The sequence below is a fragment of the Mycobacterium sp. 1482292.6 genome (assembly GCF_001672995.1).
GTDB classification, from domain to species: Bacteria; Actinomycetota; Actinomycetes; order Mycobacteriales; family Mycobacteriaceae; genus Mycobacterium; species Mycobacterium europaeum_A.
The window spans coordinates 18319-28775 of record NZ_LZKV01000146.1 but is presented as its reverse complement, the minus strand read 5'-3'; the positions used below and the strand labels follow the sequence as shown (position 1 = coordinate 28775).

Annotated in this window: 15 protein-coding genes and 1 tRNA gene; 10 read left to right on the top strand and 6 right to left on the bottom strand. The window is 68.1% G+C overall.

Annotated elements, in window-relative coordinates; genetic code table 11:
• A partial coding sequence (locus A5624_RS14730) for a nicotinate phosphoribosyltransferase (protein WP_066867355.1) occupies window positions 1–1059 on the bottom strand: 1059 nt, incomplete at its 3' end.
• A 66-nt stretch (window positions 1060–1125) separates the two neighbouring features.
• Here A5624_RS14730 and clpS point away from each other — a divergent pair.
• The 7 genes from clpS (at window position 1126) to rph (ending at window position 6314) form a co-directional block, all read left to right on the top strand.
• A complete protein-coding gene (gene clpS, locus A5624_RS14725; RefSeq protein ID WP_066867352.1) occupies window positions 1126–1431 on the top strand; it encodes an ATP-dependent Clp protease adapter ClpS in 306 nt (101 codons plus the stop codon).
• Window positions 1432–1455: 24 nt separating this feature from the next.
• Complete coding sequence (locus A5624_RS14720; RefSeq protein WP_066867350.1) at window positions 1456–2034, top strand: DUF2017 domain-containing protein; 579 nt, start codon at window positions 1456–1458, stop codon at window positions 2032–2034.
• Between the two features lie 16 nt (window positions 2035–2050).
• Window positions 2051–3088 (top strand): P1 family peptidase, encoded by a 1038-nt coding sequence (locus tag A5624_RS14715; protein WP_066867348.1) that lies wholly within the window; start codon window positions 2051–2053, stop codon window positions 3086–3088.
• 62 nt (window positions 3089–3150) lie between these two features.
• A complete protein-coding gene (locus A5624_RS14710) occupies window positions 3151–3834 on the top strand; it encodes a rhomboid family intramembrane serine protease (RefSeq protein ID WP_066867346.1) in 684 nt (227 codons plus the stop codon).
• The gene (murI, locus tag A5624_RS14705; RefSeq protein ID WP_066867344.1) at window positions 3831–4646 is read left to right on the top strand and encodes a glutamate racemase; all 816 of its coding nucleotides are present in this window, start codon (window positions 3831–3833) and stop codon (window positions 4644–4646) included. The genes A5624_RS14710 and murI overlap by 4 nt, the downstream gene beginning before the upstream one ends.
• Before the next feature lie 72 nt (window positions 4647–4718).
• Window positions 4719–5501 (top strand): cyclic nucleotide-degrading phosphodiesterase, encoded by a 783-nt coding sequence (locus A5624_RS14700; RefSeq protein ID WP_066867342.1) that lies wholly within the window; start codon window positions 4719–4721, stop codon window positions 5499–5501.
• A gap of 33 nt (window positions 5502–5534) precedes the next feature.
• A complete protein-coding gene (rph, locus tag A5624_RS14695; protein ID WP_066867340.1) occupies window positions 5535–6314 on the top strand; it encodes a ribonuclease PH in 780 nt (259 codons plus the stop codon).
• Window positions 6315–6404: 90 nt separating this feature from the next.
• Here the strand turns inward: rph and A5624_RS14690 are convergent, their stop codons facing one another.
• Both A5624_RS14690 and A5624_RS14685 read right to left on the bottom strand, forming a co-directional pair.
• Complete coding sequence (locus A5624_RS14690; RefSeq protein ID WP_066867338.1) at window positions 6405–6848, bottom strand: nitroreductase family deazaflavin-dependent oxidoreductase; 444 nt, start codon at window positions 6846–6848, stop codon at window positions 6405–6407.
• A gap of 81 nt (window positions 6849–6929) precedes the next feature.
• Window positions 6930–7850, bottom strand: a complete 921-nt coding sequence (locus A5624_RS14685; protein ID WP_066867336.1) for a serine hydrolase — start codon at window positions 7848–7850, stop codon at window positions 6930–6932.
• Window positions 7851–7985: 135 nt separating this feature from the next.
• On the opposite strand from A5624_RS14685, the gene rdgB reads away from it, so the two are divergent.
• On the top strand, window positions 7986–8597 hold the full coding sequence (gene rdgB, locus A5624_RS14680) for an RdgB/HAM1 family non-canonical purine NTP pyrophosphatase (protein WP_066867334.1): 612 nt from the start codon (window positions 7986–7988) through the stop codon (window positions 8595–8597).
• A 29-nt stretch (window positions 8598–8626) separates the two neighbouring features.
• Here rdgB and A5624_RS14675 read toward each other — a convergent pair whose 3' ends face one another.
• Window positions 8627–8977, bottom strand: coding sequence for a DUF3817 domain-containing protein (locus A5624_RS14675; RefSeq protein WP_066867332.1), 351 nt, complete (start codon window positions 8975–8977; stop codon window positions 8627–8629).
• Complete coding sequence (locus tag A5624_RS14670; protein ID WP_066867330.1) at window positions 8974–9354, bottom strand: hypothetical protein; 381 nt, start codon at window positions 9352–9354, stop codon at window positions 8974–8976. Before A5624_RS14670 ends, A5624_RS14675 begins: the two co-directional genes overlap by 4 nt.
• Window positions 9355–9448: 94 nt before the next feature.
• Between A5624_RS14670 and A5624_RS14665 the strand changes: the two genes are divergently transcribed.
• Window positions 9449–9532: transfer RNA gene (locus A5624_RS14665), tRNA-Leu, on the top strand.
• Between the two features lie 88 nt (window positions 9533–9620).
• Window positions 9621–9947 carry a hypothetical protein gene (locus tag A5624_RS14660; RefSeq protein WP_066867326.1) on the top strand — a complete coding sequence of 109 codons (327 nt, stop codon included), beginning with the start codon at window positions 9621–9623 and terminating at the stop codon, window positions 9945–9947.
• Between the two features lie 4 nt (window positions 9948–9951).
• On the opposite strand, the gene A5624_RS14655 is transcribed toward A5624_RS14660, so the two are convergent.
• Window positions 9952–10377: a thiol-disulfide oxidoreductase DCC family protein gene (locus tag A5624_RS14655; protein ID WP_066867324.1), complete on the bottom strand. Its 426-nt coding sequence runs from the start codon at window positions 10375–10377 to the stop codon at window positions 9952–9954.
• Between the last annotated feature and the right edge of the window lie 80 nt (window positions 10378–10457).

The following is a 10457-nucleotide window of genomic DNA, read 5'->3' as shown; positions in this document are numbered from 1 at the left end:
CGCCTCCTTGTGTCCGCCGTGAGATTCCTTGTGGCTGCTGCGCTTTTGCACCGGCATGCCGTCCACCTCGACGAGTTTGTAGACCATGTTCGCGGTCGGGGCGCCCGAGCCGGTCACCAGCGACGTGCCCACGCCGTAACTGTCCACCGGTTCGGCGGCCAGGGCCGCAATGGAGAACTCGTCGAGGTCACCGGAGACCACGATGCGGGTCCGGGTGGCGCCCAGCTCGTCGAGCTGCCGGCGGACCTGACGGGCCAGCACGCCCAGCTCGCCGGAGTCGATGCGCACCGCGCCGAGCCCCGTACCGGCGGCGGCGACGGCATTGGCCACCCCGGTCGTCACGTCATAGGTGTCCACCAGCAGGGTGGTGTCCACGCCGAGCGCGTCGACCTGTGCCCGAAACGCCGCCAGTTCGGTCGATTCCGTGGGTGCGTCGGCGCGCGCATGCAGCATGGTGAACGCGTGCGCGGAGGTGCCCTCGGCGGGTATTCCGTAGCAGCGCTGCGCCTCCAGGTTCGAGGAGCCGTCGAAGCCGGCGATGTAGGCCGCGCGGGCCGCGGCGACCGCCGCCTGCTCGTGGGTTCGCCGCGACCCCATCTCGATGAGCGGACGTCCCCTGGCCGCGCTCACCATCCGCGCCGCGGCCGAGGCGACGGCGGTGTCGTGATTGAAAATCGACAGCGCCAGCGTCTCGAGCACCACGCATTCGGCGAACGTCCCGCTCACCGACAGCACCGGGGATCCGGGGAAGTACAGCTCGCCCTCGGCGTAGCCGTCGATGTCGCCGCCGAACCGAAATTCGCGCAAGTAGCGCAACGTATCTGGGTCGAGGAACTGCCCCAGCGACTGGCACGCCTGGTCGTCGAAGGTGAACTGGGGCAGCGCCTCGAGCAGCCGGCCGGTGCCGGCGACCACGCCGTAACGGCGTCGTTGGGGAAGCCGGCGTGCGAAAAGCTCGAAGGTGGTCCGTCGATCGGCGCTGCCGTCGCGCAGCGCCGCCGCCAGCATCGTCAACTCGTACTTGTCGGTCAGCAGCCCAGTAACGACCGGGTCGTTCATCCCATAACGGTATCGGCTGCCCTCGGGTCTCGGAAACGTCGTCCAACCCTCGGTATCGTGTAGGCCATGGTTGTTATGTCAGCGCCCACTAAGCCGGGCACTACAGGACAACGAGAGTCCGCTCCGGTAGAGGCCACGGCGAGCCCGTGGGTCACGATCGTCTGGGACGACCCGGTCAATTTGATGACCTACGTGACCTATGTGTTCCAGAAGCTGTTCGGCTACAGCGAGCCGCACGCCACCAAGCTGATGCTGCAGGTGCACAACGAGGGCAAGGCCGTGGTGTCCGCCGGCAGCCGGGAGTCCATGGAAGTCGATGTGTCCAAGCTGCACGCCGCCGGTCTGTGGGCGACGATGCAGCAGGACCGCTGACGGTCGAGGCGCTGGCGATTCCCGGTGCGCAAATGGAAGCGGGTCGAGACCGCTGACGGTCCCCGTTTTCGGTCGTCACTAGCCTCGCACGAGGCCGCCCTGCTCAAGAATCTGGCCACGGCGATGATCGGCCTGCTCGACGAGCGCGAATCCGCTTCGCCGGCAGACGAACTCGAGGAGATCACCGGGATCAAGACGGGCAACGCCGAACCGCCGAAAGATCCAACGTTGCGTCGGCTGCTGCCCGATTTCTATCGGCCCGACGATGACACCGAGCCGTCCGAGGCCGCGGACAGCCTGAACGCCGCCCTGCGCAGCCTGCACGAGCCCGGCATCGTCGACGCCAAACGTGTTGCCGCACAGCGGTTGCTGAGCACGGTTCCCGACGACGGCGGCCGCTTCGAGCTCACCGAGGACGACGCGAACTGCTGGATCGCAGCGGTCAACGACATCCGGCTGACGCTGGGAGTCATGCTCGAGGTGGGACCCGACGGCCCGGAGCGCCTGCCCGCCGACCATCCGCTGGCCGTGCACTTCGACGTCTACCAGTGGCTGACCGTGCTGCAGGAGTACCTGGTCCTGGTGCTCATGGGGTCCCGATGACCGCGTCGGGCGACCGGTGAACGCCATCACCGACGTCGGGGGCATCCGCGTCGGCCACTACCAACGACTGGACCCCGACGCGTCGCTGGGCGCCGGCTGGGCCTGCGGCGTCACCGTCATACTCACCCCGCCGGGAACCGTCGGCGCCGTCGACTGCCGCGGCGGTGCGCCCGGCACCCGCGAGACCGACCTGCTGGATCCGGCCAACACCGTGCGGTTCGTCGACGCGGTGCTGCTCGCCGGGGGCAGCGCCTTCGGCCTGGCCGCCGCCGACGGCGTCATGCGCTTCCTGGAAGAACACGAGCGCGGCGTGGCGATGGACGGCGGTGTGGTCCCGATCGTGCCGGCAGCGGTGATCTTCGATCTGCCGGTCGGGGGTTGGCGGTGCCGCCCTACGGCGGAGTTCGGTTACGCGGCCTGTGCTGCCGCCACCGACGCAGAGTTAACCGTCGGGACCGTCGGCGCCGGGGTGGGCGCGCGCGCCGGGGCGCTCAAGGGCGGCGTCGGGACCGCGTCGAAGGCGCTGCCGTCCGGTGTGACCGTCGGGGCGGTCGCCGTGGTGAACTCCGCCGGCGAGGTCGTCGACCGGAGCACCGGCCTGCCGTGGATGACGGACCTGATTCAGGAATTCGGGCTGCGGCCGCCGCCGGCCGAGCAGGTCGACGCGCTCGCCGGTTTGGCGTCCCCGTCGGATCCGGTGGACAACCCGCTCAACACCGTCATCGCGGTGGTGGCCACCGACGCCGCCCTGAGCGCGGCGGCGTGCCGGCGGGTGGCGATCGCCGCGCACGACGGCCTGGCCCGCAGCATCCGGCCGGCGCACACCCCGGTCGACGGTGACACCGTGTTCGTACTGGCCACCGGGGCGGTCGAGGTGCCGCCCGCGACGGACGCGCCCGCCGCCTTCTCGCCGGAGACCCGGCTGGCCACCGAGGTCGGCATCGCCGCCGCCGATTGCCTGGCCCAAGCGGTGCTGGGTGGCGTGCTGGCCGCCGAATCGATCGCCGGCATACCGAGCTATCGCGACGTGCTGCCCGGCGCTTTCGGTCGATGAGAGGCGACCGGCCGCGGCGCCGGTAGCCTTGACGATGCTGGAAACACGCTGGAAAGGCAGCCATGGGTAAGAGGACTCCCACCGGACGCCCCGGCGCGCCTGCAGCCCAGCCGAAGAAGCGGTCCACCGCGACGGCCGGCGCCGCCACGATCCTCACCTTCGTGGTGCTGCTCTACCTCGTCGAGCTGATCGACCAGTTGACCCGCCATTCGCTGGACGCCAACGGCATTCGCCCACTGGAGGCCGACGGCCTGTGGGGCATCGTCTTCGCCCCGGTGTTGCACGCGAGCTGGCAGCACCTGATGGCCAACACCGTGCCGCTGCTGGTCCTGGGATTTTTGATGACGCTGGCCGGCCTGTCCAGATTCGTCTGGGCGACCGCCATCGTGTGGATCCTCGGTGGCTTCGGCACCTGGCTCATCGGCGACGTCGGCAGCGGCTGCGGCCCCACCGACCACATCGGTGCCTCCGGTTTGATCTTCGGCTGGCTGGCCTTCTTATTGGTGTTCGGGATCTTCGTGCGCCGGATGCGCGACATCATCATCGGGCTGGTCGTCATGTTCGCCTACGGCGGCGTACTGCTCGGGGCCATGCCGGTGCTCGGCAGGTGCGGGGGCGTGTCGTGGCAGGGCCACCTGTGCGGAGCGATCGCCGGCATCCTGGCCGCCTATTGGTTGTCCGCCCCGGAACGTAAGGGCCGGACGTCCAGGAAAGCCGGCACCACCGTGCCGCGGCCCAAGACATGAGCTCGGCACTGGCACCCATCGGCGTCTTCGACTCCGGTGTCGGGGGACTCACCGTCGCGCGCGCGATCATCGACCAGCTGCCGGACGAAGACATCGTCTACGTCGGCGACACGGGCCACGGTCCGTACGGGCCGCTGACCATCCCCGAGGTCCGCGCGCACGCGTTGGCCATCGGGGACGACCTCGTCGGCCGCGGCGTCAAGGCGTTGGTCATCGCCTGCAACACGGCGTCGGCCGCGTGCCTGCGCGACGCCCGCGAACGCTACGACGTTCCCGTCGTCGAGGTGATCCTGCCCGCGGTGCGCCGCGCGGTCGCCACCACCCGCAGCGGGCGCATCGGCGTCATCGGCACCCAGGCCACCATCAACTCGCACGCCTATCAGGACGCGTTCGCCGCCGCCCGTGACACCGAGATCACCGCGGTGGCGTGCCCGCGCTTCGTCGATTTCGTGGAGCGCGGGGTGACCAGCGGCCGTCAGGTGCTCGGTTTGGCCGAGGGCTATCTGGAGCCGCTGCAGCGCGCGCAGGTCGACACGCTGGTGCTCGGCTGCACGCACTATCCACTGCTGTCCGGACTCATCCAATTGGCGATGGGTGACAACGTGACGCTGGTCTCCAGCGCCGAGGAGACGGCCAAGGAAGTGCTGCGCGTGCTGACCGAGCGGGACTTGCTTCGCCCGCACGACGCAGCGCCCGCGACGCGGGTCTTCGAAGCCACCGGCGACCCCGAAGCATTCACCGCTTTGGCGGCGCGCTTCCTCGGTCCGGCCGTCACCGGCGTCCAGCCCGTTGCGCAGGTGCACATTGATTGACCTGCGGACGAGATTCTCGTCACACCAATGCGGCCATGTTTTCGTCACGGTCCTATCGGGCATGGCACAGTAGTGTCCGTGCGAATAACCGTGCTCGGCTGCTCGGGCAGCGTGGTGGGTCCGGACTCGCCCGCGTCGGGTTATCTGCTCCGGGCACCGGACACTCCGCCGTTGGTCATCGACTTTGGCGGGGGCGTTCTTGGCGCGCTGCAGCGCTATGCCGATCCCGGTTCCGTGCACGTGTTGTTGTCCCATTTGCACGCCGACCATTGTCTGGATTTGCCCGGCCTTTTCGTGTGGCGGCGCTACCACCCGACGCGCCCGCTCGGCAAGGCGTTGCTCTACGGTCCGGGCGACACCTGGTCGCGGCTGGGCGCGGCGTCGTCACCCTATGGCGGTGAGATCGACGACTGCTCGGACATTTTCGACGTTCGCCATTGGGTCGACGGCGAGCCGGTCACCATCGGGGCGCTGACGGTGACGCCGCGGGTGGTGGCCCATCCGACGGAGTCCTACGGCCTGAAGATCACCGACCCCTCCGGCGCCTCGTTCGTGTACAGCGGCGACACCGGCAGCTGCGATCAGCTTGTCGAGCTGGCCCGCGGCGCCGACGTTTTTCTGTGCGAGGCCTCGTGGACGCACGCGCCGGACCGGCCGCCCGCGCTGCACCTGTCGGGCACCGAGGCCGGCCGGGCCGCGGCCGAGGCCGGCGTTCACGAACTGCTGCTGACGCACATCCCGCCGTGGACCTCGCGCGAGGATGTGATCAGCGAGGCCAAGGCCGAGTTCGACGGTCCCGTGCACGCGGTGGTCTGCGGCGAGACGTTCGATATCCGCCGCTCCGAGAGGGTCTGAGTCGGCGCGTTAGGGTTGGCTTAGGCTTGCCGGGTGACGAGACGAGAAGACGGCCGCCTTGACGACGAGCTTCGGCCCGTGGTCATCACCCGCGGTTTCACCGACCACCCCGCCGGTTCGGTATTGATCGAATTCGGCCACACCAAGGTCATGTGCACGGCGAGCGTGACCGAGGGCGTGCCGCGGTGGCGCAAGGGGTCGGGCCTGGGTTGGCTGACCGCCGAGTACGCGATGTTGCCGTCGGCCACCCACACCCGTTCGGACCGCGAGGCGGTGAAGGGCCGCCTGTCCGGGCGCACCCAGGAGATCAGCCGGCTGATCGGGCGGTCGCTGCGCGCCTGCATCGACCTGGCGGCGCTCGGCGAGAACACCATCGCCGTCGACTGCGACGTCTTGCAGGCCGACGGTGGCACCCGCACCGCGGCCATCACGGGCGCCTTCGTCGCGTTGTCCGATGCGGTGACCTATCTCGCCGCGGCGGGGAAGCTGTCGGACCCGCGGCCGCTGTCCTGCGCGATCGCCGCGGTCAGCGTCGGCGTCGTCGACGGCCGCATCCGGGTCGACCTGCCGTATGAGGAGGACTCCCGCGCCGAGGTCGACATGAACGTCGTCGCCACCGACACCGGGACCCTGGTGGAAGTTCAGGGGACCGGCGAGGGCGCGACCTTCCCGCGGTCGACGCTGGACAAGTTGCTCGACGTCGCGCTGGCCGCCTGCGACAAGCTGTTCGCCGCGCAGCGTGAGGCGCTGGCGCTGCCGTACCCCGGTGTGCTCCCCGAGGGGGCCCCGACGCCGAAGGCGTTCGGCAGCTGACCGTGCCTGATGGTCGCCTGAACTCGGCCTAACTGCCGCGCGGTTTACCACCGCCGACAGCGCGACCACGGCGAGGCTCCTTGCGGTCGGTCATGCCTCGTCCTTCTGCAGCTCGAATATCGGGATTACGCGGGTGGTCTTTGACTGGTAGTTCGAGAACGCGAACGCGGGTACGGTCGCGTTGAGTTTGGGGATGATCGCCTCACGTTCGGACGCGTCGAGCTCGTGCGCGACGACGTCGAACGAGTCGGTGGCGACTTCAACGCGCGCCCGCGGGTTGGCCCGCAGGTTGTGCACCCACGCCGGGTTGACGTCGGCGCCACCATAACCCGCGACTATCAGCAGCCTGGCTTCGATGCGGAAGGCCACCAGCGGCGTGACGCGCGGCTCGCCGGACTTCGCGCCCGTCGTAGTGAGCAGTAACAGCTCGTTGCCCGCGAATCGCCCGCCGACCTTGCCGGCATTGGCGCGAAACTCGTCGGTGATGTCGTTGTTGAGCGCCTTGAGCGTCTTGGTATCGGGTTTGTGACTCACTCTGGACCCAGCTGCTTCGTCGCCCTGTCTATTCCTTATGGAGTGTGTCGCGTTAAACGTTTTCGGCGTCGCCGAGACCGGTCATAGCAGGAGCAGAGCTTTGATGATGTCGGCCGGGAGTGTCATCTTGGTGCCAAGATCCTCTCCTTGCGCGACGACCACCATCTGGTGCGAGGGAATGACCGAAAGGGTCTGCCCGAACAAACCGACCGCCGAGTAGCTGCCGGGCGGCAGCGCATTCGCGTCGCCGCCGTTGGCAGTCCACCACAGGTAGCCGTATGACGCGAACGGGCTGGGCAGGCCGGTTTCGACCCGAGTCGCGGTGCTCACCCTCACCCAGTCGGGCGGCACGATTTCGTCGCCGTCCCAAGTTCCTTCGTTGAGATAAAGCTGCCCGAATCGGGCCAAGTCACGGGCGGATAGTTGGAGGGCGTGGTTCGGGTATCGGGGTGTCGCGCCCAGCGGGTCGTAGCCGTAGCGCAACCGCGTGTGCTGCAGCGGATTCCAATCGCGAAAGCCAAGTGGGCGGGCCAGGATGCCGTCGATTGCGGTGAACAACGCTACTCCGGACACTCGCTGGTAAATCTCGCCGAGGACGTTGAAATTCCAGTTGTTGTAGTGAAATTCCGCGCCCGGCACAGCAGAGTCGCGTTGCGGCCAGTCCGACGGCCTGTTGCGGAAAATGTCGTAGGTGGCACCGTAGTTCAACGGCAGGTAGACACCAGAGGTTGACGTCAGAAGGTGTTGAAGAGTCGCGGTTCGTTCTCGATCGGTGAGACACGGCGAGTCGTCGATACCGAAATCGGCCAGCGTTGCATCCAACTGCACATCGCCGCTTACAATCAGCCGACCAAATAGGGCGCTGACGATCGATTTGCGAATGGAATGAATCGGAAGCGGCTTGTCTTGGGGCCCAACGGCGAGCACGGTCTCTCCGGACTGGATGACACACAGCCTGGTGATCCGATGGGCGTTCACGGCCTCTTCGACTCGATAATCCATCCGACCCTCGAGGGTTGAGTTGTTATAAACATATAACAACATGGCAGCGGGCTGCTGCAAGGCCCGGGTGAGATGTTGCGGTCCAGCTACGCTGCCTAGGGTGTTGATCAGCGCTAAAACGTATGGCAGTGCAGGGTGACCCGGCTGCTGGTCGCCAGCCGCAATCCCAAGAAGCTGGCCGAGTTGCGCCGGGTGCTCGACGCCGCCGGTCTGACCGGCTTGACGCTGGTGTCACTCGACGATGTGGCGCCGTTCGACGAGGCGCCGGAGACGGGCGCGATGTTCGAGGACAACGCGTTGGCCAAGGCGCGGGATGCCTTCGCCGCGAGCGGGTTGGCAAGCGTGGCCGACGATTCCGGGCTGGAGGTCGCCGCCTTGAATGGCATGCCCGGTGTGCTGTCGGCGCGGTGGTCCGGTCGGCACGGCGATGACGCGGGCAACACCGCGTTGCTGTTGGCGCAACTGCGCGACGTGCCCGACGGACGGCGCGGTGCGGCGTTCGTGTCGGCCTGCGCGCTCGTCTCGGCCGCCGGTGAGGTTGTCGTCCGCGGCGAGTGGCCCGGCAGCATCGCCCGCGAACCGCGCGGCGACGGCGGCTTCGGCTACGACCCGGTGTTCATTCCCAACGGACACGACCGCACGGCCGCAGAGCTGAGCCCGGCGGAGAAGGACGCGGTCTCGCATCGCGGTCGGGCGCTGCGGCTGCTGTTGCCGGCGCTGGAAACGCTGGCCCGGTCCGGGGGCTAGGGCGCCGCGGGCCCGCGGGGCTCGCTGGCCTACAGCCCGAAACGCGCCTTGACGTCCCTGGTCTGGAAGTGCTCGACGATGATTCCGAGCAGCGGGATGGTCCCGGACAGCAGCACGCCCACCGTCTTGCCGAGCGGCCAGCGCACCTTGACCGCCAGATTGAACGCGGTCAGCACGTAGATGAAATACACCCAGCCGTGCACTACTTCGATCCACCGGATCTCGTGGCCGAAGGCGAGGTGCGAGACGATCTCGTAGCACAGCGCGATCAGCCACAGACCGGTCGTCCACGCCATGACCCGGTAGCCGAGCAACGCGGTGCGGACCTTGTCGACGGGCACCGCGGGAACTGGCGCTCCGGGCGTCTCCGGTGTGGTCATGGGGTTGTCCTCTTCTGTTGTTCGGCGTCTCGCGCGGCGAGCTCGGCCAGGTAGGTGTTGTACTCCCGCAGCGCGGGATCGTCGGGCGCCTGCGGGGCGGGCTTGGGGCGCTCGGGCAGCAGCCCGGCGGGTATCTCCGTCATCGCGTCGGTACCGCGCGGCTGCGGTGGTTCCTCTTCATAGCGAACGAATTTGCGGTACGCGTACACGCAGAATCCCGCGAACAGCGGCCACTGCAACGCATAGCCGAGGTTCTGAAAGGAGCCGGACACGGAATTGAACCTGGTCCACTGCCACCAGCCCAGCGCCAGGCAGCCGCACGCCGCGACGATCACCAGCGCGATGAGCGCGGGCCTGCGACGATGCGTAGTGGACACCCCTTGACCGTACCGCTCACGATTTGGGCCCGACGAATTCATCGAGCCCGTGCCGACGGCTCGGCGGCGTCGCAAGCGATACGATCGGCAAGCCGCGGGCGTGGCGAAATTGGCAGACGCGATGGTTTTAGGTGCCATTGCTCGAAAGAGCTTGAGGGTTCGAGTCCCTCCGCCCGCACCGGACACCGAGACGAAATCTTGCGCGGTGCAGGCATCAAACCCGTTGTGCGGGGTACCTGGAACTCACAGGACACTAGGGAGACGCCATGCCCGCCGAAACCGAACCACCGCCACGAAGCGAAAGAGCCGTCACCGCACAGGATGTCGAGCGCGCCGAACGCAGGGCCGCCGCCGCCCGCGAACGCGCCGCCCGCGCGGGCCTGTCCGCAGCGCGAAGCTTCGAGCAGTCCGCAATCCAGCACGAGCGGGTCGCCAGGACGCAGGACTGGACCGTCGAACAGGGCGTGCCCCATACCGACGTGCACCGCCGGTCCGCGATCAAGCACCGCCAAGCGGCCGAAGAGGACCGCAAGCTCGCGGAGTTGAAGCGCAGAGAATCCGAAGCGGACCTGGCCTCCGACGTCGGCCAGTAACCGGTCACTCCGCCACGAAGCGGGCGCGTACCTCCGGGGCCGGCAGCGGGCAAGTGTCGTATTTGCCGCCCACGCGATAGCGGATCGCGGCGAACCTGTCGTAGAGCCGGTCGAGCAGCGGAGCGGGGACGATGCGGGCGATCGTGAACGCCCGCCATGGTCCGCCGAGGTAGTCCACCACGCGCAGGACGGCCCGGGATCGGACGGCCACCCGTTCCGAGGGCCGGCCGGGGTCGTCGACGAAGACCACCGAATCGACGTTTCCGATCTCGGGATGCCGCTCGATGATCGCTTTGCCGAAAACGCTGTCCAGGGCCGCAAAGCGCAGGGAGCCGGTGGGATCGAGACGCAGGATGGTGCGCACCGAGCGGTTGCACACCCCGCACACTCCGTCGTAGAGCAGCACCGGCGCCGCTGACTCATCGCTCATGTTTCCCAGGCTACCGACGGGCTCGGACGGCGGCCGGGACCAAGGTTGACCTATGGTAAGGCAACCCTTAGTTTGTACGT

Excerpts from the sequence above, each read along its gene's own strand:
- A5624_RS14675 (WP_066867332.1), bottom strand. The coding sequence starts at position 8,977 with ATGACCACACCGGAGACGCCCGGAGCGCCAGTTCCCGCGGTGCCCGTC.
- clpS (WP_066867352.1), top strand. The coding sequence starts at position 1,126 with ATGGTTGTTATGTCAGCGCCCACTAAGCCGGGCACTACAGGACAACGA.
- A5624_RS14685 (WP_066867336.1), bottom strand. The coding sequence starts at position 7,850 with ATGGATTATCGAGTCGAAGAGGCCGTGAACGCCCATCGGATCACCAGG.
- murI (WP_066867344.1), top strand. The coding sequence starts at position 3,831 with ATGAGCTCGGCACTGGCACCCATCGGCGTCTTCGACTCCGGTGTCGGG.
- A5624_RS14655 (WP_066867324.1), bottom strand. The coding sequence starts at position 10,377 with ATGAGCGATGAGTCAGCGGCGCCGGTGCTGCTCTACGACGGAGTGTGC.
- A5624_RS14660 (WP_066867326.1), top strand. The coding sequence starts at position 9,621 with ATGCCCGCCGAAACCGAACCACCGCCACGAAGCGAAAGAGCCGTCACC.
- A5624_RS14710 (WP_066867346.1), top strand. The coding sequence starts at position 3,151 with ATGGGTAAGAGGACTCCCACCGGACGCCCCGGCGCGCCTGCAGCCCAG.